Below are 24545 nucleotides of genomic sequence, written 5' to 3' on the forward strand. Positions count from 1 at the left end.
GGGGCGGGGCGGTCGGGGGTCCTTGTCCTGGCCGCCCCCGCGCTATATCCGGGGGCCGGCTTGCCTCGGGGCAGGTTCGACACGTCCGGGCTGACCGGGGGGGTTGTGCCGTTTTGTACCTGGGTGTTTTCCTGGGAGGTAAGCAAGATCATCTACTCCCAGGAGAAGCGAAATGGCCAAGAGGACCCGCCCCGGGGCGTTGAAGCCCTGCGCCTGCCGCTCGTTCGCAGTGCTGGACGGTGACCAGGTGACCGAGACGACCGGGTGCGACCGGATGACGAACCGCCAGTTCGCCCAGGGCCACGACGCGAAATTGAAGAGCATGCTCATCCGGGCCGGGGTGGCGGGCCTGCAGGTTCGCTGGACCGAGGACGACCAGGCCCGCGAAGGCGACCCCCTGGCCGCCTCCCGGGGCTTCGGGTTCGGTCACCAGGTCGAAGCCGGCATTCGGGGTCGGCTGGACAAGCTTGCCGAGCGGGCCGCCCGGAAGGCCGCGAAGGCCAAGCCCCGGCAGGCCCGGATAAAGATCGGCCGGCACGAGTACGACGCGACCATCGACAGGGCAGGGGTGGCGACCTACACCACCCGGGGCGGCGAGACGAAGACCGCCGAGGCCGGCAAATACACCGAGATTGAGGAGGCGGCCAAATGAATCGGGTCGAGCTGCTGGCGGAGGCCGAGATCTGCCTCGGGCTGGCGGTCGAAGACGCGATCCGGCAGGTCCGGTGGTCGCTGGCGAACGGGGACCCCGACCCGCTGGTGCCGTTCGTTGCGGCCCGGTGGTGGATCCCCGAGTGCGCAATGAACCTGATGGAGGTCCGGTTGGCGGGTTGGCTGCTGGAGGTGACCGACGACGACGAGCGAGACACCCGGTACTGCCAGATCTACATGTCGATTTGGGACGTCGCGGGACCCAGCGCGGGCGAATGGGCCGAGGAGGAAGCGGAGGAGGAGCCCGTCGGTTGATTCAGGGGAGCCACGACGAGCCCCGGCGGTGCGGCGACACCCCGGGGCTTTTCCGTGGCCGCCGTGGATGCGGGAGAGCGGTCGTCGGGCCTACTCCTCGTCGTCCGCTGGCGGGCGGGGGCGACGGTGCTCGGCGATGTAGCGCTCGACATCTCGCTTGAGCCAGATGGAGCCGACCGACAGGACCTGATACGGGCGCGGGAACGCGGGCTGCTGCTGGATCTGGCGAAACCGGGACCGGCCTACGCCGAGCATCGCCAGAATCTCGCCGGCTGCGACGAGTTCGCCCGGCCCCTCCTGCTCGGTCATGCCAACGAAGGGTAGACGCGGGTAGACCTGCCAACGTGAGCGCGTCTAAGCCGTCACGCCTACGTGGGCGCGTCAGGGTTGACAGGGGGACAAGCCCCGGGGTGCGATGGATCTATGGCCCCCCGCCCGGTGGAGGCGGAGCCCGGCGGGCGGGGGTGCTGCACCTGCAACACCGACCCCACCCCGGGAGGCCCGAAGTGACCCAGCGACACTCGCCCGTGAAACCCCTGTGGTTCTGCGCCGCGTGCGCCCACCCGTGGCCCTGCGGCCAGGGGCGGCTCGACCTGCTCGCCGAGTACGACGGCGACCGCCGGACCCTCGCGATCGACATGGCGGGGTTGTTGTGGGAGGCGACTGCCGACCTGACCCGGCTGTACCCGAAACCGCCGGATGGGGTGGAGCTATATGGCCGCATGTTGGGGTGGGTTCGGCGAGGGGTGCCGCCAGCCGTCGGCTACGTCCGCGAGTAAGCCTGCGAGACCAGGGGCCCCCGAGTTGACCGCCAGCCCGGGGGCCCCGCCATATCCAGGCGGAGGCACCCACCATCGGCGCAGCGACGGCACCGTCGCCGTGTGGTGGGGTGCCTGGAACGGTGGACGGCGCAGCAAACGGCCACCGGGCGGCAGCAGCCCGGCGATCGAGTGCAGCGCGGTGACCTCCAGCGCGGCCTCGTCGTCCAGCTCGGGCAGGATCGACGGCAGGCGCTCGGCGAGCATGGTCTTGCCGGCGCCCGGCGGCCCGACCAGCGCCAGGTGGTGCCCGCCCGCGGCGGCCACCTCCAGCGCCCTTCGGCCCAGCCCCTGCCCGGCGACCTCGGCCAGGTCAGGCCCGCCGCCGGCCTGCGGGGCCGAGTCCGCCGCCGGCTCGATCAGGGGCGAGCCGTCGCGGATGAAGCTGACCAGCCGGTGCAACGTGTCGACCGCCCGGACCCGGACCCCGGGGACGACCGCCGCCTCGGCGGCGTTGCCGGCCGGGACGATGACCTTGTCGACGCCCGCCCGGGCGGCAGCGGCGACCATCGGCAGCACGCCGCGCACCGGGCGGACCGTGCCGTCGAGGCCCAACTCGCCCAGGACCACCACGTGTTCCAACGGCAGCAGCGGCAGCTCACCGGAGCCGCCCAGCAGGGCCGCCGCGATCGCCAGGTCGAAGGCGGAGCCGAACTTCGGCAGGTCGGCCGGCAGCAGGTTGAGGGTGATCCGCCGGTTGGGCCACCGTTGACCGGAGTTGACCACGGCTGCGCGGACCCGGTCCCGGGCCTCGTGCAGGGCGGTGTCGGGCAGCCCCGAGATGACCACCGCCGGCAGGCCGGCCGCCAGGTCTGCCTCGACCTCCACCAGGTGCCCGGTGACGCCGACCAGACCCACGCAGAGCACCTTCGCGTAGCTCACGACGCCACCCGCCGGCCCTCGACGGCGGAGCCCGTCCCGTCGTGCCCGGCCATCTCAGAACGCCCCCTTGAGGTGCTCGACGAGGGCGGGGCCGGCGCCGGTGAGGCGTACCGAGACGACGTCGAAACGCACCTCGTCGGCGGTGGTGCCGGTGTCGGCGAGCCATCGGGCGGCGAGCCCGCGCAGCCGCCGGGCCTTGGCCGGTACGACCGCCTCGGCCGGCGGACCGAACTCGTCGGTGCGGCGGGTCTTCACCTCGCAGAAGGCGAGCACCGGCCCGTCCCAGGCGATGATGTCGATCTCCCCGGCCGGGCAGCGCCAGTTTCGGGCCACCGGGCGCAGTCCCGCCCCGATCAGGTGCCGGACGGCGCACCGCTCGCCGTACGCGCCGACCGCCTGGTTCCGCTTCGTCATGCCCGGCACGGTGCCCCCTGCGGGCGGGCAGGCGCCGCCCCGCGTCGCGGGATCTGTGGACGACGGGCGGACTGTGGACGAACGGACGATCATGCCCTCGGTGTGCTAAGCGGCTGGCGGTGGCGGGTCGTGCCACGAACTGGGCGCGGCTCACCACGGAGCTGGACCGGCTCGCACCGTCGCGACCCTCGGGCGTCGCCGCGCTTCCCGCTCGGCGGCGTGTCCGGCTCACCGACGGCGACCGGGGCCAACGGCCGGGAACCGTGCACTGCTCGTCCGGTGTGGTCCCTGGCCGTCACCGTGCGGTGACCCGGCGCTCGGGGAACCGAAGGTGCCCGGGGCTCGGGAAACGCGGTCGCCCAGGGGGCGGATGGCGTCCGTGGAGCCGGTCGCATACGGTGCCGGACGTGGACGGACGACGGAACTTTGTCGAAGATCAGGAGTCGCGCTGGTACCCCGCCGACCGCGACCGTGAGCGTGGCTACGGTGAGGCGGACTGGCGCGACCCGGCCGAGGCCCGGTACCGGGACGACGACCTGAGCGCCCCCGAGCAGCGCCGGGCCGCGGAGGACGGCCGCTACGGCGAGTCCGCGGGAACCCGGCGCGGTGAGCCGGGACGCTTCGGCGCGTCAACGGAACCCGACTCCGGCCGCTTCGGTGCCGTCGAACCTGATTCCGGTCGTTTCGGTGCCGTGGAACCTGACTCTGGTCGTTTCGGTGCCGTCGAGCCCGACTCTGGTCGTTTTGGCGCCGTCGACGCCGATCGGGGTCGCTTCGGGGGGCCGGAGGACTCCGGCCGGTTCGTCGTCACCGCATCGGAGTCCGCGAGGTTCGGCGAGGGCGATTCGGGGCGCTTCGCCGCGGTGCCGCCGCTCGGGGACGCCCGCTCGGAGAACGAGGCATACCGGGCGAGCCGCTCGCGCCGGGCGGAGGCGGATCCCGACGTGTCCGGGGAACTGCCCGCCGACCGTCCGGGCCGGCGTGCCGCCCGGGAATCCAGGGAGGCCCGCGACGCGGTGTCGACGTCGGGCGCCGACGTCCTGGCCGGGGCGGGCCCCGTCGAGCGGGCCGCGGAACCGACCCGCCCGGCCCCGCTGGGCGGCTATCCGATCGTCGCGCCCGGCCGGTCGGCCGAGGCCGCGAACCCGGTGGAGACGCCGGTCGTCGAGCCCGCCCGACCGGTCGAGAACCCGAACCCGCTGGAGATGCCGACCGGCCCGATGTCGCCGATCGCGCCCCGTACCGAACTCCCGGCGGGGGAGCTGCCGGCGTACCCGCCGGTGCTCGCGCCGCACCCGGGACCGCCCGCGGGCGACGGGGTCTACCGGACCCGGCGGCCGGCGCTCGCCGCGCTCTTCACCCTGCTGGTCGTCGCGTTCGAGGTCCCCGCGATGCGGGTGCTGCTCAGCGGCGTGACCGGTGGCCCGGTCTCGGCCGCCGACACTCTGGTGGGGATCTTCCTGGTCTGCGGCCTGCCGATCTTCGCGGTCGGTTTGTACGGGCTGCGCACCGGCGGGCTGTCGCTGGCGGAGGGGAGCCGGGGCTGGCTGCGCCCGCCGACGGCGTACCTGACCGTCGGCGTGGTGCTCTTCGTCGCCGCGGCCCTCGCGGTCCGCTGAGCCCAGGCGGGTGGGCCCCGTCCATCTGACGGCGATCGGGCGTCGACATGCCGGAAATGGGCGTTTCGGCCCCTTCCCTGAACCCGAGGCATCGGGGGCGGGGAAGGGGCGTACACTGGTCGACTGGCGACCGCCTTGTGCGGTCGACCTCGCGCGCCCTCTCCACGAGTCGTCGTGGGGCGACGGCCTCCCTGGTCCCGATCTTGGTCGGGCCCGCATGGCCGTCAACCGGGCGCCAGGACGCCCGGCCGCCGGCCGGGCGGAACAACCAGGGACCACGAGGAGTACCCCACCATGGCCGTCGTGACCATGCGTCAGCTGCTGGAGAGCGGTGTCCACTTCGGGCACCAGACCCGGCGCTGGAACCCGAAGATGAAGCGCTTCATCTTCACCGAGCGCAACGGTATCTACATCATCGACCTGCGCCAGACCCTCGACTACATCGAGAAGGCCTACTCGTTCGTGCGGGGGACCGTCGCCGAGGGTGGCAGCATCCTCTTCGTCGGCACCAAGAAGCAGGCCCAGGAGGCCATCGCCGAGCAGGCGACCCGGGTCGGTCAGCCGTACGTCAACCACCGCTGGCTCGGCGGCATGCTGACCAACTTCCAGACGGTGTACAAGCGGCTCCAGCGGATGAAGGAGCTGGAGGCGCTGGGTGACCTGAGTGGCACCGCCGCCGGGTACACCAAGAAGGAGACCCTGCAGCTCTCCCGCGAGAAGATCAAGCTGACCCGTACCCTCGGCGGTCTGCGGGACATGCAGAAGCTCCCGGCGGCGATCTGGGTGGTCGACACCAAGAAGGAGCACATCGCCGTCGACGAGGCCCGCAAGCTGGGCATCCCGGTGATCGCGGTGCTCGACACCAACTGCGACCCGGACGAGGTCGACTTCCCGATCCCGGGCAACGACGACGCCATCCGCTCGGCCGAGCTGCTGACCAAGGTCGTGGCCGCCGCGGTCGCCGACGGCCTGATCGCCCGTTCCGGCCGTCGTCGCGGCAGCGACGAGAAGCCGGAGCCGGGCGTCGCCTCCGACGAGCCGCTGGCCGAGTGGGAGCGCGAGCTGCTCGAGGAGCCGAAGAAGGCCGACGAGCAGGCCGAGGCCCCGCAGGCCGAGTCGGCCCCGCCGGCCGAGCAGCCGGCGACCGCCGCCGCGGAGTGACCGCACCGCCGCTTCCCCGCCGCCCGTTTCCCGGGCGGCGGGGAAGCGGCAGGTACGCCGGGCACGTCGCGCCCGGATCCGGGTAACCGGCACCAGGACCAACCCACCCGCAGTCTCAAACCGAAGAGAGAGCCATGTCCAACTTCACCGCCGCGGACGTCAAGAAGCTCCGCGACCTCACCGGCGCCGGCATGATGGACTGCAAGAAGGCGCTGACCGAGGCCGAGGGCGACTTCGACAAGGCCGTCGAGATCCTGCGCGTCAAGGGCGCCAAGGATGTCGGCAAGCGGGCCGGCCGCACGGCCGCCAACGGGCTGATCGCCCACTCCGGCAAGGCGCTGCTCGAGCTCAACTGCGAGACCGACTTCGTCGCCAAGACCGACGGCTTCATCGAGCTGGGCCAGCGGCTGGTCGAGCACGGCGAGCGCAGCGGCGCCGGCACCGCCGAGGAGCTGCTCGCCACCGAGCTGGACGGCAAGTCCGTCGCCGACCTGGTGCAGGAGCAGTCCGCCAAGATCGGCGAGAAGCTGGTCCTCAACCGGTTCGCCAAGCTCGACGGCACCACCGCCGTCTACCTGCACCGCAAGAGCCAGGACCTGCCCCCGGCGGTCGGCGTGCTGGTGCAGTTCACCGGCAAGACCGACGAGGCCGGCGACGCGGACGCGCGCGCCGTCGCCATGCAGATCGCCGCCATGCGGCCGAAGTACCTCACCCGGGACGAGGTTCCGGCGGACGTCGTCGACTCCGAGCGGCGCATCGCCGAGCAGACCGCCCGCGAGGAGAACAAGCCCGAGGCGGCACTGCCGAAGATCGTCGAGGGCCGGGTGAACGCGTTCTTCAAGGACTACGTCCTGGTGGAGCAGTCGTCGGTCGCCGACAACAAGAAGACGGTGAAGCAGGTGCTGGCCGATGCCGGCATCGAGGTCACCCGCTTCGTGCGGTTCGAGGTCGGCCAGGCCTGAGCCGCCCCGGGCGCTCCGCGCGTCCGCGGTAGGGAAACGTCGACGAGGAGGCCGCCGGTGTACGCGACAGGCACCGCGGCCTCCTTGTCGCATAGGGTCGGCTACGGCAGTTTCGCGGTACGGGGCGTACGGGACGTGCGCATGGGGAAGGGCGGGCGGATGACGCAGGTTGTGAGGGACCGGAGTCTGGCGGCGGACGATCCGACGGCACCACCCCCCGGTCGGGCCCGCCGGGTGGTGCTCAAGCTCTCCGGTGAGGTGTTCGGCGGAGGCGCGATCGGGGTGGATCCGGACGTCGTGCAGGCCATCGCCCGACAGATCGCCACCGTGGTCCGCCGTGGCGTGCAGGTCTCGGTGGTGGTCGGCGGCGGCAACTTCTTCCGGGGCGCGGAACTGCAGAAGCGCGGCATGGACCGGGCCCGGGCCGACTACATGGGCATGCTCGGCACCGTGATGAACTGCCTTGCGTTGCAGGACTTCCTGGAGAAGGAGGGCATCGAGACGCGCGTGCAGAGCGCGATCACGATGGCCCAGGTCGCCGAGCCGTACATCCCGCTTCGCGCCATCCGGCACCTGGAGAAGGGCCGTGTGGTGATTTTCGGCGCGGGCGCCGGGATGCCCTACTTCTCCACCGACACGGTGGCCGCCCAGCGGGCCCTGGAGATCCGCGCCGACGTGGTGCTGATGAGCAAGAACGGCGTGGACGGCGTCTACACCGCCGACCCGCGGGTCGACCCGACCGCCAGCAAGTTCGACTCGATCACCTTCTCCGAGGTGCTGCGGCGTAACCTGCGGGTCGCCGACGCCGCCGCGTTCAGCCTGTGCATGGAGAACGGCCTGCCGATGCTGGTCTTCGGTGCGCAGGGCGACGACACCATCATCCGGGCCGTGGGTGGCGACAAGATCGGCACCCTGATCACCGCCTGAGCGGTCGCGCGACCCCGACCTCAGCGGTTCCTCCGACACGACAAGCCCACGACGAGCACAAGAAGGAGGCGAGGAGACCGGTGATCGACGACACCCTCCTCGAGGCCGAGGAGAAGATGGAGCGTGCCATCGAGCACGCCAAGGAGGAGTTCGGCGCGATCCGTACCGGTCGTGCCAACGCCGCCATGTTCTCCAAGATCATCATCGACTACTACGGCAGTCCCACGCCGCTGCCCCAGATGGCGTCCATCGGGGTTCCCGAGCCGCGCATGGTGATCATCAAGCCGTACGACAACTCGCAGATCAACGCCATGGAGAAGGCGATCCGCGACTCCGACATCGGCGCCAACCCGAACAACGAGGGCAACCAGCTCCGCATCCTGCTCCCGCAGATGACCGAGGAGCGCCGCCGAGAAATGATCAAGGTCGCCCGGCACAAGGGTGAGGAGGCCAAGGTGGCCATCCGCAACATCCGCCGCAAGGGCAAGGAGGAGCTGGACCGGCTCGTCAAGGACGGCGAGGTCGGCGAGGACGAGGGCCGCCGCGCCGAAAAGGAACTCGACGACCTGACCCAGCGCTTCGTGGCCGCCGTCGACGACCTGGTCAAGCACAAGGAGAACGAGCTTCTCGAGGTGTGAGCCGTACGCCGGCCTCCACCGGCGCCGACATCGTGGCACCGGCGCTCCGCCATCCGTCTCCGGGCGGCGGGGCCCGGTGCCATCGTCGTGGGGGCTGCCGCGGGGCCGGTCCGACGTGAGGGATCGGTGGGTGCAGTAGGCTCGGCACGATTCCCGGCCACCCTGCGGTGAACGGTGGGGATCGGCCGGCCGTCGGGCAGGTCAACCGGACGGAACAGTCGCGCGGGTAGGGGAATGGTTGTGGTTGTGCGTCATCTGGTGGATCTCGTACCGGTCCCGCTCGGTGCGTGATGTCCCACCTCGATCCCCACGGCAGCACCGAGCCCCGCGGCTGGGACAGCCCCGATGCCTCCGCCCCGGCACCCGCACTCCACTGGCCGGAGCCCGACATCGATCCCGGCCAGTGGCACCGTCGTCCCGCCGTTCTCCCCGACCCGTACGCCGAGTCGCCGGCCCGCCCGTACGCCGACCTGACGGTGGGCGGTGACCCGGCGGCGATGAACGGACACCGCCACGACCCCGACGACTCCGAGTACCCGACCACCCAGCTGGAACCAGTCCGGGACGTCGAGCCGGAGCCGGAGCCCGCGCGGCCCCCGGGCCGCCGGCAGCGCGGTCGGCGCCGGGCCGGCGCCGACCGGCCCCCGACCCAGCAGTCCGTCCCGAGTCGGGCCGGGCGCAACCTGCCGGCGGCCATCGCCGTCGGCGTGGGCCTCGGCGCCCTGATCGTGGTGCCGCTGTTCTTCTACCGGCCCGCCTTCCTGGTGGTGGTGGCCGCGGCAGTCGGCGTCGGCATCTGGGAGATGGCCCGGGCGGTACGCCGCAGCGGCGCCCACCCGCCGCTGGTGCCGCTGATCGCCGGCGGGGTGCTCAGCATCGGGCTGGCCTGGTTCTCCGGTCCCGACGCGCTCAGCCTCGGCCTGCTGGTGACGGTGCTGGGCACCATGGTCTGGCGGCTCGGCGACGGGCCGCGCGGCTTCCAGCGGGACCTGACCGCCGCCACCCTCATCGCCGTGTACGTGCCGTTCCTCGGCGGATTCGCCGCGCTGCTGGCGGCGCCCGAGGACGGCGAGTGGCGGGTGCTGGTGACGCTGGCCGCCGTGGTCCTCTCCGACACCGGCGGGTACGCGGCCGGCGTCAACTTCGGCAAGCATCCGATGGCCCCCTCGGTGAGCCCGAAGAAGTCCTGGGAGGGCTTCGCCGGCTCGGTCACCGCCGCGGCGCTGGGCAGCGCCCTGCTGCTCTGGCTGTCCCTCGACGTGGCCCCGTGGTGGGGCGCGCTCTTCGGGCTGGCGATCTCTGGCGCCGCCGTCCTCGGCGACCTCGCCGAATCCATGATCAAGCGGGATCTCGGGGTCAAGGACATGAGCAACCTGCTCCCCGGGCACGGCGGCCTGATGGACCGGTTGGACTCGATCCTCTTCGCGCTGCCGACCGCGTACCTGCTCCTGGCGGTCTTCGTTCCGGTGCTGGAGTGAGGCGTGAATCACCCGGTGCCAGTGTTCCCTCCCGGGCGGCGGGGGGCGATTCGGCACCTCCGGACAGGTGTGTCGGCCGTCCGGCGTGACAGACTGGACGCGCCATGACGAGCCTGCCGCTGATTCCCGCAGACCCCGACGCCCCCGGTCGGCGGCCCGCGATGCCTCCCCGCCACCTCGCCGATCTCGACCTCGACGGCCGCCGGGCCCTGGTCACCGAGCTGGGGGAGCCGGCGTTCCGCGCCAAGCAGGTCTCCACCCACTACTTCGGTCGCCTGGTGCGCGATCCGGGGCAGATGACCGACCTGCCGGCCGCCACCCGGGAGAAGCTCGCCGACCGGCTCCTGCCCCGGCTGCTCACCCCGGTCCGCGAGCTGGCCTGCGACGACGGCGCGACCCGTAAGGCACTCTGGCGGCTGCACGACGGCTCGCTGGTGGAGAGCGTGCTGATGGGCTACCCGGACCGGGTCACCGTCTGCATCTCCAGCCAGGCCGGCTGCGGCATGGCCTGCCCGTTCTGCGCCACCGGCCAGGCCGGGCTGACCCGCAACCTCTCCACCGCCGAGATCGTCGACCAGGCGGTCTACCTGGCCGGGGTGGCCGCGTCCGGAGCGGTGGCGGGTTCGCCGCCGCGCCTCTCGCACGTGGTCTTCATGGGCATGGGCGAGCCGCTGGCCAACTACTCCCGGGTCGTCGCGGCGATCCGTCGGCTGGTCGCCCCGGCGCCCGAGGGGCTCGGGCTGTCGCAGCGTCACATCACGGTCTCCACGGTGGGCCTGGTCCCGGCCATCCGCCGACTGGCCAGCGAAGACCTCTCGGTGACCCTTGCGTTGTCGCTGCACGCGCCCGATGATGAGCTGCGCGACGAGCTTGTGCCGGTCAACCAGCGCTGGAAGGTGTCCGAGGTGCTGGACGCGGCGTGGGACTACGCGGCCCAGACGGGGCGTCGCGTGTCGATCGAGTACGCGATGATCAGGGACGTGAACGACCAGCCGTGGAGAGCCGATCTGCTCGGGCGGCTGCTGGCCGGGAAACTGGTCCACGTGAACCTCATCCCGCTCAACCCGACTCCGGGCAGCCGCTGGGATGCCAGCCCGAAGCCGGTCGAGCGGGAGTTCGTCCGGCGGTTGCGCGAGGCCGGGGTCTCGACGACGGTACGGGACACGCGGGGTCGCGAGATCGACGGAGCCTGTGGGCAGCTCGCCGCCGCCGAGGACATGGACACCGACACCGACCGGGCCGGGGAGAAGGCGTGACCGGGCGTAGCGAACGAGACCAGGAGACATAGTGGCGAGTCAGGGTCAGCGTTTCCGGCGTAAGGCGCTCCGCCGGGGATACAAGGTCGACGAGGTCGACGCTTTCCTGGACCGGGTCGAGGCGACGCTCGACGGCCAGCCGGTGGGCGCCCCCGTCGCCTCGCAGGAGGTCCACGACGTCGTCTTCCGGGTTCGCTTCAACGGCTACGACGAGTGGCAGGTCGACCTGCACCTCGACCGGGTCGAGCGGCAGCTGGCCGAGCTGGAGGAGCGCGGTGGCGCCGGTGGCCGCGGCGGCGACTCCCGCGACGCCGACCGCCTCGGCCCGCCCGACCGCCTTGGTCCTCCGGACCGGATGGGTCCGCCCGACCGGATGGGTCCCCCGGATCGGATGGGTCCGCCCGACCGGATGGGACCGCCGGATCGGATGGGTCCGCCGGATCGGATGGGTCCCCCGGATCGGATGGGACCGCCCGATCGGATGGGTCCGCCGATGCGTGACGACCGTGGCATGCCGCCGGCCGCGCAGCCGATGCCGCCCCGGCCGATGACGGCGCAGGCCGGCCCATCCGCTGACCACTACGGCCGCTACGACGAGCCCACCGGCGCCTTCGCCGGCGGATACGACGCTCCCCGGGGCGGTTACGAGCCGCCCCGCGGCCCGGGTGGTCCCGGCCCGATGGGACAGGGCGCCCCGATGGGCCACGGCGGTCCGCCGCCGCGTGGCCTGCCCGCCGGCTCCAGCGGCTACGGCGACGGCCCCGGCAAGTACGGCGACGGCCCGGGCGGTGGCTACGGTGACGGTCCCGGCAAGTACGGCGACGCGCCGGGCGGTGGCTACGGTGACGGTCCCGGCAAGTACGGCGACGGTCCGGGAGGTTACGGCGACGGCCCCGGTGGCTACGGCGACCGGCCTGGCAACTACGGCGACGGCCCCGGTGGCTACGGCGACCGGCCGGGCAACTACGGCGACGGCCCGGGTGGCTACGGCGACGAGCCGCGTTTCGACGGGTTCGAGGCCGGCCGGCGTGCTCGCGCCGACATGACCGCCGAGATCCGGATGCCCGAGCGGGAACTGCGTGACATGCGGGGCCGCGGCCCGGCCGGGCCGCCCCCGCAGCAGGGCTTCGGCGGCCCGCCGAACGCCGGCCCGCCGGTAGGTGGCCCGCCGGTGGGTGGCCCGCCGCCGTCGGCCGGCCCACCGATGGCCGGCCCGCCCGGCAGCGACCTCTACCGCGTCGACCAGATCCGTCGCAGCTTCCAGGTGCGCCGGTTCGGCAGCGGGTACGACCCGGACCAGGTCGACCGCTTCTTCGACACGCTGCTGGGCGGCATGCAGGGGCGCAACCCGATGCCGGTGAACCCACAGGACCTGGACACCCTGCGTTTCGGGCTGGTACCCGGCGGCTACTTCGAGGCCGAGGTCGACGCCGCGCTCAAGGACGTGCAGGACATCCTGTTCGGCCGCTGATCCACGTACGGCGAGGGCCCGCTCCCCGGTCGGGGGCGGGCCCTCGTGCGTGTCACCTCCGGCGCGCGGACCGGTTCGACGCCGGCTGACGCGGGTGCGATCAGGACCGCAGGCCGTTGCGCCGCAGCACGGTGTCGCCGATGACGATGGCCAGCAGCAGCACGGCCAGGCCGATCAGCCAGATGTCCTCGACCCTGCCCTCGTGGTTGCCGCAGAGCATCGCCAGCAGGGCCAGCGCGGAGACCACCGCGCCGATCCGCCCGGACTTGCGGTGCCCGGGCTTGTGCTGGTCTGGCGACGTTACCGGCTCGCTTCCTGCCACTGTCGGTCCTTCCCTCGCGATCGGATCTCCGGTTAGTCTGGCACGCCCCGTACCGGGCCTGGCGCTGGGTCCGACCGATGGGGTCGACCGCACGACCGGCCCGGCGACCCTGGAGGGGCGTACGAGGGTGGCAGGTGGGGACCAAGGTCCCGGCTCCGCCCGGGCGTAACGGCACTACCGGCGTCGCGGGTCGGTCGGCAGACTCCCTCCGGTAGCGTTTCTGGCGTACACCTTGTTTGTCGTTTTGAGGGGGAACTGCGGTGCGAGTGACCGGTACGGGACACGCCAGCATGCGGATCGACACGGCCGCGGGCAGCATCCTGTGCGACCCGTGGGTCAACCCGTCCTATTTTGCGTCGTGGTTTCCGTTTCCCGACAACTCCCTGCTCGACTGGGAGGCCCTCGGCGACGTCGACTACCTCTACGTCTCCCACCTGCACCGGGACCACTTCGACGCGGCGCAGCTGAAGCGCTTCGTGTCGAAGTCGGCCACCGTGCTGCTGCCCGCGTTCCCCACCTCCGAGATGGAGGACGAGCTGCGGGAGTTGGGCTTCACCAAGTTCCTAAAGGCGCCGAACGAGCAGGTCGTGGAGCTGGACGGCGGCCTGAAGATCATGATCCAGGCGCTGACCAGCCCGACCGACGGCCCGATCGGCGACTCCTCGCTCTGGGTGGAGTACGACGGCGTCCGGCTGCTCAACCAGAACGACGCCCGCCCCACCGACCTGAGCGTCTTCGCGGAGCTGGGCCACGTGCACGCGCACATGCTCCAGTTCTCCGGTGCGATCTGGTACCCGATGGTCTACGAGCTGCCGCAGGCGGCGAAGACCGCGTTCGGCAAGCAGAAGCGGGAGCGCCAGTTCGACCGCACCTGGCGCTACATCGACGACCTGAAGGCCGACCACGTCTTCCCGATCGCCGGCCCGCCCTGCTTCCTCGACGACGAGCTGTGGCAGTTCAACGACATCCACGGCGACGAGGGCAACATCTTCCCCGACCAGTCGGTCTTCCTGAGCGAGTACGCGAAGGTCGGCGGCACCAACGGCATCGTGCTGCTGCCGGGCAGCGTCGCCGAGGTGACCACCTCCGGCGCCGAGACCACCCACCCGGTGCCGGTCGAGGAGTTCTTCGCCAACAAGGTCGCCCACCTTGAGGAGATGCGCGAGCGTAAGCGGCCGGTCATCGAGGCCGAGAAGATGTCCTGGCGGCACCCCGAGGTGGACGTGCTCAAGGAGATGCAGCGCAGGATCGAACCCCTGCTGGAGGAGTCGATCTACCTGGCCAAGGGCGTCGGCGGCCCGGTCCGCTTCGACCTCGTCGGCTACGACGGGGAGTCGGTCGAATCCATCGTCGTGGACTTCCCGGGCAAGCAGGTCCGGCCGTACGCCGACGAGAAGGTCCGCTACCGGTTCCGCACCGAGCGGGCGCTGATCGAGCACCTGCTGCACATCGGGGAGGTGGACTGGGTCAACTCCCTCTTCCTCTCCTGCCGCTTCTCGGCGGCGCGGATCGGCCAGTACAACGAGTTCGTCTACGCCTTCTTCAAGTGCCTCTCCACCGAACGGCTCCAGTACGCCGAGGGCTGGTACGACGAACACGAGCGGTCCACCGACGCCGAGGACATCACTCTCGGCGACTGGGTGGTGCAGCGGCGCTGCCCGCACCTGAAGGCGGACCTGACCCGGTTCGGCATCGTCGACGGCGACCAGCTCACCTGCCAGCTGCACGGCTGGCGGTTCGACCTGGCCAGCGGCCGCTGCCTGACCAGCGTCGGCCACAAGATCCGCGCCCACCCCGCACCAGCCGAATCCCCCACCCCCTGACCCTCTCCCACCCCTCGGCCCGGCCCCGTCGGGCCGAGGGCCCCTGCCCTCCCATGCCCTGCCCCATGCCTCGCCCTCTGCCCGTCGCCCCGCCTCGGCTCGCCTCGGCCCGCCTCGGCCCGCCCCGCCCCGCCCGCCTCGGCTCGGCTCGCCGATCTTGCATTTTTGGCCCTGACATAAGCGACACAAGCCATGAAACGCGGGCCGAAAGTGCAAGATCGCGGGCGCGGGCGCGCGGGCGCGCGGGCGCAAGGGCGCGCGGGGGCGGGGCGCAGGGACGTGCGGGCGCGGGGACGTGCGGGGGCGGGGCGGGGCGGGGCGGGCGAGAGAGCGCGGGTTAGGGGGCGAGGTCGGTGAGGATGCGGCGGGCGGCGTTGTGGCCGGCGGCGCCGATGACGCTGCCGGCCGGATGGCAGCCGGCGCTGCCGGCGTAGACGCCGTCGACGCCGGTGGCGTACGGCATCCGGTCGGTGAACGAGACGGTGTTGTCGACGTGGTGGATGTGCCCGCCGGTGATGCCGAAGTGGGCCTCGATGCCGGGTGGCGGCAGCGGCACCGCGTCGGCGATCAGGTCGCCCGTGCCGGGGGCGTACCGCTCGCAGATGGCGATCAGTCGCTCGACGTAGCCGGGCAGCGCCTCGTCCCAGGTGGCGCCGGCCAGTTCGTACGGCACGGACTGGACGAAGAGCGCCGACGAGTGGTGTCCCCGGCCGTCCGACAGTGACGGGTCGACGGTGGTGTGCAGGTACCACTCGATGGTCGGCTCGGCGGGCAGCCGCCCCGCCTGGACGTCGGCCCACATGGCGCGCAGCGCCGCCATCGGCGACTCGCCGCCTTGGCCGGTCAGCGAGTCCGAGCCGGGCAGCAGGTGGATCGTCGAGCCGAACGGGCTCGGTGCGCCCTCGGGCAGGCAGGAGAAGCGGGGCAGGCCGGTCAGCGCCAGGTTGAGCTTGAGCGTGGTGCCGGGGCGGCGGACCGCCGCCATCCGGTCGGCCAGCGGCGCCGGGAGCGCGCCGTCGGGCAGCAGGTCCATCAGCCGGTACGGGTCGCAGGCGCCGAGCACCACCCGCGCGCCGACCTCCCGCCCGTCGGCGAGGACCACTCCGCTGGCCGCGCCGCCGTCCAGGGTGATCGCGCTGACCGGGGTGCCGGTCAGGATCGTCGCGCCGGCGGCCCGGGCGGCGTCGGCGAAGGTGCGCGACACGGTGCCCATCCCGCCCTCGGCGATCATCCAGGTGCCGTCGGAGCCGGGCAGCCGGCACATGTTGTGCACGAGGAAGTTGTGCCCGGTGCCGGGGTCGTCGGGGCCGGCGTTCAGCCCGGAGAGGCCGTCGGTGACCGCGTACATGCTGACCAGCAGTTCGGAGCGGAAGTCGAAGCGGGCCAGGTGGTCGGCGACGGAGCCGCGGACGAGGTCGACGAAGACCTGCCGCAGGGCCGGCCGGACGTACCGCTCGGCGGTCTCCTCGACGGGCAGCGGCTCGGCCAGCCACGCGGGGGCGAGGTCGTCGCGCAGCGCGGCCAGCTCGGTCTGGAGGGCGTCGTCGGCGGCCACGTCGGCGGGGGAGAAGAACTCCGCGAGCTGGGCCCGGGTGGCTGCCGTGTCGCTGCCGAAGAGCAGGTACGGCGAGCCGGGGCCGCCCGGGGTGGGCAGGAAGTAGTGCGGGTCGCGGCGTAGCACGGGGATGCGTACGTCGAGCGTGGCGAGCAGCTCCGGTGGCATGAGCCCGAGCAGGTACGACCCGGTGGAGTGGCGCAGCCCGGGCACCCTGGGGAACGGTGCCTCGGTGCGGGTGGCCCCGCCGATCACGTCGGCCGCCTCCAGCACCAGCACGTCGAGCCCGGCGCGGGCGAGCAGGATCGCGGACACCAGACCGTTGTGCCCGGACCCGACGATCACCACGTCGGCCCGGGTCGGCAGCTCGTCACCCATGCCGGGGGAGCCTAGTGCCCACAGGTGCCGTCAGTCAGCCCTCCGCCGAGGAACTGTTTCCCTCAGGTCTGCGGGCTGTCGTCCGTGGGCGGGTCGGCCAGCAGTTGGGCGGTGAACATCTCCATCTCCAGCTCGAACAGCGCCTCGGCCTCGGTGACCGCCCAGTCGAACTGGTGGAAGACCTCCATGGCGACCAGGCCGTAGAGGCGGGTCCAGCCGGAGAGGAAGGCGTACGCGACCTCGACCGGCACCTCGCCGTGACTGAGTCGCAGCGGTTCCAGCCGCCGCTCGTCCAGGCGCTGCCGGAGCAGTTCGGCGGGCGGGGTGCGGAAGGGGGACCGGTGCCAGAGTTCGAGGATCGGCTGGATGAAGACCGCGCCGAAGCGGGCGCCGGGATGGTCCGGGGTGACGCAGCCCTCGACGAAGGCGTTCCGCCCCGGGACGGGGGCGCCGAGGATCAGCCCGAACTCGGCGGGGTGCGCCACCGACCAGGCGCGGAACGCCCGGGACATGGTCAGCAGTTGCTGGGCCGGCTCGTCCCCGGCGTCGTCGCGGGCCGCCTCCAGCAGCAGCCGCAGCTCGTCGTAGAGGTCGCCGGCGAGCGCCGCGACCAGCGCCTCCAGGCTGGGGAAGTAGCGGTAGATGGCGGGCGCGGTCATGCCCATGTCCCGGGCGATGGCCCGCAGCGAGATGGCGTCGGTTCCGCCCGTCACCAGCAGTCGTCGTGCCCCGTCCTTGATCTCGGCGACTGTCGCGGAGCGTAGGCGCTCCCGTCGGCTCGGTGCGTCCATCCGGCTGACTCCCTTGACCGAATCGACCGCCGTTGCGATAGTTAACGGCGTTCACTCAAATGAGCGATGGTCACAGCCTAGCCGTCGGTGGAGGGGGAGGCGAATGTTCGCCTGGTGGGGACACATGGTCGTGCGACTGCGCTGGGCGGTGCTGGCTGCCGCCCTGGTGCTCGTCGCGGTCGGCTCCACCTGGGGGGTCGGGGTCTTCGGCCAGCTCACCGGCGGCGGCTTCGACGACCCGGCGAGCGAGTCCAGCCGGGCCGCCGAGCGGATCACCCGGGAGCTGGGGCCGCAGGGCGCCGACCTGGTCGTGCTCTGGTCCAGCGACGGGCCGACCGTCGACGAACCGGCCTTCCGTGACCCGGTCGCGGCCACCGTCGCCGGCCTGCGCGGGCACCCCGAGATCACCAGCGTCACCACCTGGTACGACACGCAGGCCCCCGCGCTGCTGTCCACCGACCGCCGGGCGACCTACGCGCTGATCCAGCTCCGGGCCGCGGACAAGGACGACAAGGCCGCCGCGTACGAGGAACTGCGTCCGGCCCTCACGACGCCCGGCGTGCGGACCGCGGTCGGCGGCGCGACGGCGGCCCTGCACGAGTCGAACGTCCAGACCACCAGGGACATCACCCGCGCGGAACTACTCTCCATGCCGGTGCTGCTGGTGCTGCTCGTGCTGATCTTCGGAGGGCTGGTGGCCGCGTCCACGCCCCTGCTGATCGGCGGGCTCGCCATCCTCGGTGCGTTCGTCGCCGTCCGGCTGGTCAACATGGTCACCGACGTGTCGGTCTTCGCGATCAACGTCATCACCCTGATCGGCCTGGGCATGGCGGTCGACTACGCACTCTTCGTGGTGAGCCGGTTCCGCGAGGAGCTGGCCGCCGGCCACGGCACCGCCGCCGCGATCCGGCGGACCATGGCCACGGCCGGGCGTACGGTGCTGGTCTCCGGGCTGACCATCGCGGTCGCCATGTCCAGCCTGCTGATCTTTCCGCAGGCGTTCCTGCGTTCGATGGCGCTCGGCGGGATGGCCGCCGTGCTGGTCGCCATGCTGGCGGCGTTGACCGTGCTGCCGGCCCTGCTCGCGGTGCTCGGCCACCGGATCGACGCGTTGCGCGTACCGCTGCCGTGGCGGCGTGGGACGCGCGGGGGGCGGCCGGCGGCGGGGGAGACGGGCGGCGCCTGGGCCCGGATCGCACACAGCGTGATGCGCCGCCCGGTGCGCTACCTGGTCGGGGTGACCGCGCTGCTCCTGCTGCTGGCCGCGCCGACCCTGCGGATGGAGTTCGGCGGGTTCGACGACCGGGTGCTGCCGGCAAGCGCTGAGCCCCGGGTGGTCTCCGAGCGGATCGCCGCGGAGTTCCCCGGCGGCACGATCGCGCCGATCGACGTGCTGGTCTCCGGCGCGTCCCCGGAACAGGCGCAGCCCTTCGCCGACCGGGTCGCCGCCGTGCCCGGCGTGACCGGGGTGCAGGTGGCGGCCAACCGGGGAGCGTCGACGCTGCTGACGGTGACCTACCCGGGCGAGCCGACCGGTGACGCCGCGCACGACGTGGTCCGGGCGCTGCGCGCCCTGCCCGCGCCGGGTGACGCCGAGGTGCTCGTCGGCGGTCGGCCCGGCGTCGACCTCGACCTGATCGACGGCCTCGCCGACCGGCTGCCGTGGATGGCCCTGCTGATGGCCGCCGCGATCCTGGTCCTGCTGTTCCTCGCCTTCGGTTCGGTGGTGCTTCCGGTCAAGGCGGTGCTGATGAACCTGGTGTCGATCGGCGCGTCGTTCGGCGTGGTGGTCTGGATCTTCCAGGACGGGCACTTCGCCGACCTGCTCGGCTTCACCCCGACCGGGTTCATCGAGCCGAGCAACCCGATCCTCATGCTCGCCGTGCTCTTCGGGCTGGCGACCGACTACGAGGTGTTCCTGCTCTCCCGGGTGCGGGAGGAGTGGGACCGCACGGGCGACAACACTGCCTCGGTGGCCACCGCGCTCCAGCACACCGGGCGGATCATCACGGCCGCCGCACTGCTGCTGATCATCGTGGTGGCCGGCTTCGCCACCGGCGAGATGGCGTACATCAAGCTCATCGGGATCGGCATGATCGTGGCGATCGTGGTGGACGCGACGCTGGTCCGGGCGCTGCTGGTGCCGGCCACGATGCGGCTGCTCGGCCGCTGGAACTGGTGGGCCCCCGGCCCGCTCGGCCGCGTCTACCGCCGCTTCGGCATCCACGAGTCCGCCGAGCCCGGGCCGGCGGCCCCGGAGCGGGCGGCGCGCCGTCCGGAGAGGGCGAGGGTGGCGGAGTAGCCGGCCAGCACGATCACGTGGAAGAGGTAGAGCCAGAGCAGGACCGCCACCCCCGCGCCGATCTCGTCGATGCCCCCGAACGGCACCCCCAGGTCGATCGGGAGCGAGGCGAAGAGCACGAAGCCGTGCAGGAATCCGGAGAGGTTGGCCGCGGTGAACGACCCGACGCCCAGCGCCGAGAGCCAGTCCGGCGACGCCGGGCCGACCACCCGGAACACCCAGAGCAGCACCGGGGTGAGCACCAGCCAGACCGCCAGGAACGACAGCACCACCCCCAGCGCGCCGGCCCATCCGCCCTGCCGGACCAGCCCGGTCGTCGTCGGCAGCGCGAGCAGGATCGACAGCAGCAGGGCCGGGGCCGGCGCCAGCAGGGGAAGCAGCAGCAGCCGGCCCCGCCAGCCGACCAGCGACTCGTCGCTGCGCGGCGCGGCGACCGAGACGAAGGCCCGGCGCAGCCCCTCGCCGTAGAGCGACGCCGGCAGCAGCGACGCCAACGCCAGCAGCGGGGTCAACCCCACCCCGGCCTCGACCAGCGCCCGCACCGCGTGGGGCGCGCCGATCGCCTCCGGCAGCGTCTGCACGGCGTACGAGGTGAGCCGGCGGACCCGGTCGGCTCCCGCCAGCAGCGCGGTCAGCCAGATCGCCAGCAGAGCCACCGGCACCACGGCGATCGCCCCGTAGAAGGTGATGGCGGCGGCGTGCAGGGACAGGTCCCGGCCCCGCAGCGGGCGGAACGCCGCACTGGTGACCCGCTTCGCCCGTTGCCATCCGCCGCCCATCGCGGCTTCCTTCCCCGCACCGGCCCGCCTCACTCATTAGGATCGCCGGGCATGACCGTTCTCCGCACGGGACGCCTGGTGGTGCGGGACTGGACCGCCGACCCGTCCGACCTGGCCCGGATCTTCGACATCTACTCCCGGCCGGAGATCACCCGTTGGCTGGGCGCACCCGGCCTGCCGCTGACCGACCCGGCGCAGGCCACCGAACGGCTCGCGATGTGGCGGGACCGGCACGCGGGGCACGGCGGCCGGTACGGCACCTGGGCGATCGAGGTCCGCGACACCGGTGTGGTGGCCGGCACGGTGCTGCTCAAGCCGCTGCCCGGCCGGGACGAGGGCGTGCTGACCGGGGACATCGAGGTGGGCTGGCACCTGCACCCCGACTCCTGGGGCCACGGGTACGCCACCGAGGCGGCCCGGGCGGTGGCGGCGCGGGAACTGGCCGCCGGCACCCGGGAGGTCCTCGCGGTGGTGGGACCGGGCAACGCCGCGTCGATGGCGGTGGCCCGGCGGCTCGGCATGACCCACGTGGGCCGGCGTACGGACTGGTACGGCGGCGAGTCCCTGGAGACCTTCGTGCTGACCGGCCCCGTCGACGGGGTTGGGCGTACGACTGCCCGCTGAGCCCGTCCCTCCCACCTCGTTCGTCGTCCGGCGGGTCCCGCTGGTGTACGGGCCGGTCAGCGAGGTCGGCGGGCCTGGACAGATGACTGCCCAGGCCCGTCGCGCGCGGCGCAGGGGTCAGCCGAAGGACTTGACGCCGTTCCAGTTGTCCCCCAGGACGACCTTCACCGGCCCTCCCGTATTGGTCTTGGAGGGGTGGTAGATCCGCATCATTCCGTCCGCCCCGAAGCGCGCCCAGAGATCGGGCACCCCGTCCCCGCTCACGTCCGGGATGCTGACGACGGCGCTGATGTTCGCCTCCGTCCAACTGTTGCCGTAGGCGACATCCCCGTCACGGGAGTTGGCGGCCTGCTTGAGCGAATCCAGGTTCACACTGCCCGGGGTCGCGCCCGGCTTCCCGTGCCGGACGTACATGTTGCCGTTGTCCAGGTTGCGCCAGAGCAGGTCCGGCGTGCCGTCCAGGTCCACGTCCGTCGCGTTGAGGACCTCCCGGCGGGCCCACGCGGTGCCCTCCATCAGGGTGGCCTGCTGGAAACTCGCCCCCGTGTAGCCGCTCAGGGTCCAGAAGGCGGGCCCGGCCCTGAGGACCAGGTCGGGGAGCTTGTCGCCGGTGATGTCGCCGACCGCCTTGATCTGCGTCCAGGTCGAGGGGGCGGGCACGTTCGCCGGCAGCAGGACCCGCAGCCGCTGGTCCACGTTGAAGCTGCCGTACCCGTCGCCGGGGTAGAGCCAGAAGCCGCCGTCCGGCGTGCGGGCGAACAGGTCGGTCGTGCCGTCACCCGGGTACGCGTCGGAGTGCTTGGTGATCAGGGCGGCCTTGCCGGTGGCCGGGTCGTACCAGTGGCCCGTCGGGTTCAGCTGCTGGTTACCGCTGTACGAGGCGGAGAGCCAGCCGTACAACTCGCCGCCCACGTCGCCGGCGTAGTTGCGCAGGTTGCCGGAGGAGTCCACGAGGAGCAGGTCGGGGATTCCGTCGCCGCCGGTGTCACCAGGCCCGTCGGCTGCCTCCCTGGGGGGCACGTAGAAGGAGTAGTCGGTGCGGAGGCTCTGGTTGCCGACGGCGTCGTAGGCGTACACGTGCAGGGTCGTGGGGCCGGAGTGCCGTGGCCTCAGGTCGGGCACGGTGGCGGTGCCGGCAACGGCCGGCACGGTCACCGTGCCGACGCTCTCGAAGGAGTAGGTGAATCTGACCGCGTCGGCCGAGGTGAACGTGATGGGCCCGGTCTCGCCGAACCGTACGGTCGACCAGGTCGCACCGTCGGAGGTGGCCCGTTTGAACACGTTGCTGGTGACCTGCGGGGCGTCGGGCCGCGAGGCGTCGATCGTGATCCGGCAGGGCTCGGTGCCGGGCGGGAAGTACGACGACGAGGCGCCCGCCGAATCCTCGGCCCGTACGTCCCACGAGTAGACGGCCTGGTCCTCCAGGGTGGTCGACGGGATCGTCAGGCTGCCCCTGCCGCTGCTCAGGCTGGTGACCAGGGTGCCTGCGGGAGCGGTCGTGCCGTTCTTCCAGAAACGGAACCGCAGACCCGACAGGTTGCCGTCGGGATCGGTCGCGGTCGCCGCGAGGACGATGTTTCTCTTGGCGACCGTCGCGCCACCACCGGGGCCGGGCACGCAGGCGCCGCCGGGGTCCGTGGTGCCGTTCGTCGGCTCGTTCGGCGTCCTGTTGTAGTTCACGGTCAACTCCGCGGAGGAGACCTTGAACTTGCGCCAGGTCAGCGTGTCCGACTCGCTGGTGGCGCGCATGCCGAGCGTGATGCTCGACCAACCGCCGTTGGCGCCCTGCTGGGCCGCGTTCTTGACGTCGAAGCTCACGTAGTCGTCGCTGCAACTGCTGCCGTAGCCGTGGGCGAAGGACCGCTTCTGTTGCAGGGTCGTCCAGCTCGGCTGCTTGTTCCAGGTGGTGCCGGAGGAGATGGCGCCGGTGAGCCAGAGCTGCATTTCACGGGCCGTGCAGTTCCACGAGTGGTTGTTCAGCACCTTGAAGCTGGCCGAGCTGACGGTGGCGCCCTTGATGCTGCTGCTGTAGCCCATCCGCCAGAAGGAGCGGGTCCGCAGCGGCGTGTCCTGCTCGTAGCCCACCCGGGCGTCCGTGGTGCCGGAGTTGAAGTTGGTGCCGTTCCAGGTGTTGGTGTTGGGGTGCTGCGAGTAGACGGTCGCCCAGGCCTGCTTGCCGGTGATGAGGGTCGGGTCGAGGAAGACGGGGAAGCGCACGCCCTCGCCGGTGAGCAGGCCGGTGGCGGCGGCGTCCAGGCGCAGGCGGGCGTCGCCCGTGCCGTCGCCGTCCAGCCGGGTGGGGATCCGGGCCTGCCGGGCGCCCGGCTCGCTGCCGCTGAGCCCCGAGAGCGACAGCACGTCGGCGCTGGTGGCGACAGCGGTGCGGGTGGCGGTGTCCGGCGCCTCGGGGTCCCGGCCGGCGGAGTCCCAGGCAAACGGGGTGGGGATCGAGCTGATCTCCTCCCCGCTGACCCGGTCGAGGGCCTGGACACCGCCGGTGGTCGCGTCGTGGCGGAAGACCAGCGTCTCGGAGCGCAGGCCGTAGGTCACGGCGCTGACTGCCCTGATCGTCTCGGCCGACCGGTTCTTGACGATCAGCAGCTGGCCGAAGCCGCCCTCCTGACGGGCGACGACGAGCAGGTCCGCCCCGGGAAGAACGTCGGGGTAGAGGGCGCGCGGACCGTCGAGCACCGGCTTCGGCAGCGGACCCGGCCAGGTGTACGCGATGGTGTGGCCGTCGACATCCACCTCGGCCAGGACGGTCCCGGTGCCGTCGGCGTGCCCGCTTGCCGCTCCGCCGGAGAACCGCACGGGGTAGGGGGTGTGCACCGGGCGTACGTCGAGGTCACCGGCCGTCTCTCCGGCGCTGGTCAGCGTGTTGTCGAACCCGACCCACCGGCCCGTGGCGTCCTTTGCCCGCTGGGGTGTCGCGTGGATCGTGGTGCGCAGCTGTCCAGTGGGGAGTGCCCAGGTGAGCGAGGTGGCACTCGTGGCCGTCTCCACGAGCACGTCGTTGCCCGTGCGGCGGGCGTCGGCCACGGCAGTCACCTCGTCCCGGGGAGCGGGTGCCGGTGCGGCGACGACGGCGGCCGTCCGGGGTTCGTCGGTGCCCGGCCACCACGGCAGCAGGGTGACGACGAGTGCGGCCAGCAGGAGACCCAGGGTGAGGGTCAGCCTGGTGCGCGTACGCACGAACGGGCTGAGCAGGCGAGACGCAGTCACGGCGGGTCTACTCCCGTGGGGCCGGGCGGACAGGGGAAGGCGCGGAAGAGCAGCCCCGTCCGGCGGGCCGTGGGGCAGAACGCGGGCACACGATCGCATGACACCAGGGCGTTCCGTCTATCCCATGAACGTTATTGATCCGTGACATCCAAGCGGA

The 24545-nt window shown here is 72.3% G+C and carries 20 protein-coding genes and 1 pseudogene; 13 read left to right on the forward strand and 8 right to left on the reverse strand.

Features of this window, described 5'->3' with window-relative positions; genetic code table 11:
• Positions 1-172: 172 nt before the first annotated feature.
• A complete protein-coding gene (locus AB0D32_RS09445; protein WP_357086907.1) occupies positions 173-652 on the forward strand; it encodes a hypothetical protein in 480 nt (159 codons plus the stop codon).
• Entirely contained in the window at positions 649-966 is a 318-nt protein-coding gene (locus AB0D32_RS09450) for a hypothetical protein (protein WP_357086909.1), read from the forward strand. The genes AB0D32_RS09445 and AB0D32_RS09450 overlap by 4 nt, the downstream gene beginning before the upstream one ends.
• Positions 967-1056: 90 nt before the next feature.
• Here the strand turns inward: AB0D32_RS09450 and AB0D32_RS09455 are convergent, their stop codons facing one another.
• The 3 genes and pseudogenes from AB0D32_RS09455 to AB0D32_RS09465 all read right to left on the reverse strand — a co-directional run bounded on the left by AB0D32_RS09455 (position 1057) and on the right by AB0D32_RS09465 (position 3080).
• The gene (locus tag AB0D32_RS09455; protein ID WP_357086912.1) at positions 1057-1275 is read right to left on the reverse strand and encodes a hypothetical protein; all 219 of its coding nucleotides are present in this window, start codon (positions 1273-1275) and stop codon (positions 1057-1059) included.
• 551 nt (positions 1276-1826) lie between these two features.
• Positions 1827-2666: pseudogene (locus AB0D32_RS09460) on the reverse strand (magnesium chelatase domain-containing protein); the annotation flags it as partial.
• A 54-nt stretch (positions 2667-2720) separates the two neighbouring features.
• Entirely contained in the window at positions 2721-3080 is a 360-nt protein-coding gene (locus AB0D32_RS09465) for a YraN family protein (protein ID WP_357086914.1), read from the reverse strand.
• 407 nt (positions 3081-3487) lie between these two features.
• Between AB0D32_RS09465 and AB0D32_RS09470 the strand changes: the two genes are divergently transcribed.
• The 8 genes from AB0D32_RS09470 to AB0D32_RS09505 all read left to right on the forward strand — a co-directional run bounded on the left by AB0D32_RS09470 (position 3488) and on the right by AB0D32_RS09505 (position 12592).
• Positions 3488-4699, forward strand: coding sequence for a hypothetical protein (locus tag AB0D32_RS09470; protein ID WP_357086916.1), 1212 nt, complete (start codon positions 3488-3490; stop codon positions 4697-4699).
• A 294-nt stretch (positions 4700-4993) separates the two neighbouring features.
• Positions 4994-5860, forward strand: a complete 867-nt coding sequence (rpsB, locus tag AB0D32_RS09475; protein ID WP_357086918.1) for a 30S ribosomal protein S2 — start codon at positions 4994-4996, stop codon at positions 5858-5860.
• Between the two features lie 134 nt (positions 5861-5994).
• Entirely contained in the window at positions 5995-6822 is an 828-nt protein-coding gene (gene tsf, locus AB0D32_RS09480; protein ID WP_357086921.1) for a translation elongation factor Ts, read from the forward strand.
• 159 nt (positions 6823-6981) lie between these two features.
• Positions 6982-7749 (forward strand): UMP kinase, encoded by a 768-nt coding sequence (pyrH, locus tag AB0D32_RS09485; RefSeq protein ID WP_357086924.1) that lies wholly within the window; start codon positions 6982-6984, stop codon positions 7747-7749.
• Between the two features lie 80 nt (positions 7750-7829).
• Positions 7830-8387, forward strand: coding sequence for a ribosome recycling factor (gene frr, locus AB0D32_RS09490; protein ID WP_357086926.1), 558 nt, complete (start codon positions 7830-7832; stop codon positions 8385-8387).
• A gap of 290 nt (positions 8388-8677) precedes the next feature.
• Complete coding sequence (locus AB0D32_RS09495) at positions 8678-9865, forward strand: phosphatidate cytidylyltransferase (protein ID WP_357086929.1); 1188 nt, start codon at positions 8678-8680, stop codon at positions 9863-9865.
• Positions 9866-9969: 104 nt separating this feature from the next.
• Positions 9970-11121 carry a 23S rRNA (adenine(2503)-C(2))-methyltransferase RlmN gene (gene rlmN, locus AB0D32_RS09500; RefSeq protein ID WP_357086931.1) on the forward strand — a complete coding sequence of 384 codons (1152 nt, stop codon included), beginning with the start codon at positions 9970-9972 and terminating at the stop codon, positions 11119-11121.
• Between the two features lie 31 nt (positions 11122-11152).
• A complete protein-coding gene (locus AB0D32_RS09505) occupies positions 11153-12592 on the forward strand; it encodes a DivIVA domain-containing protein (RefSeq protein ID WP_357086934.1) in 1440 nt (479 codons plus the stop codon).
• 100 nt (positions 12593-12692) lie between these two features.
• On the opposite strand, the gene AB0D32_RS09510 is transcribed toward AB0D32_RS09505, so the two are convergent.
• A complete protein-coding gene (locus tag AB0D32_RS09510; protein WP_350917240.1) occupies positions 12693-12914 on the reverse strand; it encodes a DUF2631 domain-containing protein in 222 nt (73 codons plus the stop codon).
• Positions 12915-13174: 260 nt separating this feature from the next.
• On the opposite strand from AB0D32_RS09510, the gene AB0D32_RS09515 reads away from it, so the two are divergent.
• Positions 13175-14737, forward strand: coding sequence for a Rieske 2Fe-2S domain-containing protein (locus AB0D32_RS09515; RefSeq protein WP_357086938.1), 1563 nt, complete (start codon positions 13175-13177; stop codon positions 14735-14737).
• 337 nt (positions 14738-15074) lie between these two features.
• Here AB0D32_RS09515 and AB0D32_RS09520 read toward each other — a convergent pair whose 3' ends face one another.
• Together AB0D32_RS09520 and AB0D32_RS09525 are read right to left on the reverse strand one after the other, a co-directional pair.
• Positions 15075-16670: an NAD(P)/FAD-dependent oxidoreductase gene (locus AB0D32_RS09520; protein ID WP_357086941.1), complete on the reverse strand. Its 1596-nt coding sequence runs from the start codon at positions 16668-16670 to the stop codon at positions 15075-15077.
• Between the two features lie 62 nt (positions 16671-16732).
• Positions 16733-17461 carry a TetR/AcrR family transcriptional regulator gene (locus AB0D32_RS09525; RefSeq protein ID WP_357086944.1) on the reverse strand — a complete coding sequence of 243 codons (729 nt, stop codon included), beginning with the start codon at positions 17459-17461 and terminating at the stop codon, positions 16733-16735.
• A 124-nt stretch (positions 17462-17585) separates the two neighbouring features.
• Between AB0D32_RS09525 and AB0D32_RS09530 the strand changes: the two genes are divergently transcribed.
• Entirely contained in the window at positions 17586-19763 is a 2178-nt protein-coding gene (locus tag AB0D32_RS09530) for an MMPL family transporter (protein ID WP_357086947.1), read from the forward strand.
• Here AB0D32_RS09530 and AB0D32_RS09535 read toward each other — a convergent pair.
• The gene (locus AB0D32_RS09535) at positions 19667-20542 is read right to left on the reverse strand and encodes a YhjD/YihY/BrkB family envelope integrity protein (protein ID WP_357086949.1); all 876 of its coding nucleotides are present in this window, start codon (positions 20540-20542) and stop codon (positions 19667-19669) included. The two genes, AB0D32_RS09530 and AB0D32_RS09535, sit on opposite strands and share 97 nt — an antisense overlap.
• Positions 20543-20593: 51 nt before the next feature.
• Here AB0D32_RS09535 and AB0D32_RS09540 point away from each other — a divergent pair, with 51 nt between their 5' ends.
• Positions 20594-21166: a GNAT family N-acetyltransferase gene (locus AB0D32_RS09540; RefSeq protein ID WP_357086952.1), complete on the forward strand. Its 573-nt coding sequence runs from the start codon at positions 20594-20596 to the stop codon at positions 21164-21166.
• Between the two features lie 117 nt (positions 21167-21283).
• Here AB0D32_RS09540 and AB0D32_RS09545 read toward each other — a convergent pair whose 3' ends face one another.
• Positions 21284-24388 carry a DNRLRE domain-containing protein gene (locus AB0D32_RS09545; RefSeq protein WP_357086955.1) on the reverse strand — a complete coding sequence of 1035 codons (3105 nt, stop codon included), beginning with the start codon at positions 24386-24388 and terminating at the stop codon, positions 21284-21286.
• Between the last annotated feature and the right edge of the window lie 157 nt (positions 24389-24545).

Origin of the sequence: Micromonospora sp. NPDC048170 (assembly GCF_040652795.1) — a bacterium.
In the GTDB taxonomy this organism is placed as follows: Bacteria; Actinomycetota; Actinomycetes; order Mycobacteriales; family Micromonosporaceae; genus Micromonospora.

Coding starts and splice junctions, on each gene's coding strand:
- AB0D32_RS09450 (WP_357086909.1), top strand. CDS start 649: ATGAATCGGGTCGAGCTGCTGGCGGAGGCCGAGATCTGCCTCGGGCTG.
- AB0D32_RS09520 (WP_357086941.1), bottom strand. CDS start 16,670: ATGGGTGACGAGCTGCCGACCCGGGCCGACGTGGTGATCGTCGGGTCC.
- AB0D32_RS09540 (WP_357086952.1), top strand. CDS start 20,594: ATGACCGTTCTCCGCACGGGACGCCTGGTGGTGCGGGACTGGACCGCC.
- rlmN (WP_357086931.1), top strand. CDS start 9,970: ATGACGAGCCTGCCGCTGATTCCCGCAGACCCCGACGCCCCCGGTCGG.
- AB0D32_RS09530 (WP_357086947.1), top strand. CDS start 17,586: ATGGTCGTGCGACTGCGCTGGGCGGTGCTGGCTGCCGCCCTGGTGCTC.
- pyrH (WP_357086924.1), top strand. CDS start 6,982: ATGACGCAGGTTGTGAGGGACCGGAGTCTGGCGGCGGACGATCCGACG.
- AB0D32_RS09445 (WP_357086907.1), top strand. CDS start 173: ATGGCCAAGAGGACCCGCCCCGGGGCGTTGAAGCCCTGCGCCTGCCGC.
- AB0D32_RS09535 (WP_357086949.1), bottom strand. CDS start 20,542: ATGGGCGGCGGATGGCAACGGGCGAAGCGGGTCACCAGTGCGGCGTTC.
- AB0D32_RS09495 (WP_357086929.1), top strand. CDS start 8,678: ATGTCCCACCTCGATCCCCACGGCAGCACCGAGCCCCGCGGCTGGGAC.
- AB0D32_RS09465 (WP_357086914.1), bottom strand. CDS start 3,080: ATGACGAAGCGGAACCAGGCGGTCGGCGCGTACGGCGAGCGGTGCGCC.
- AB0D32_RS09455 (WP_357086912.1), bottom strand. CDS start 1,275: ATGACCGAGCAGGAGGGGCCGGGCGAACTCGTCGCAGCCGGCGAGATT.
- rpsB (WP_357086918.1), top strand. CDS start 4,994: ATGGCCGTCGTGACCATGCGTCAGCTGCTGGAGAGCGGTGTCCACTTC.
- tsf (WP_357086921.1), top strand. CDS start 5,995: ATGTCCAACTTCACCGCCGCGGACGTCAAGAAGCTCCGCGACCTCACC.
- AB0D32_RS09525 (WP_357086944.1), bottom strand. CDS start 17,461: ATGGACGCACCGAGCCGACGGGAGCGCCTACGCTCCGCGACAGTCGCC.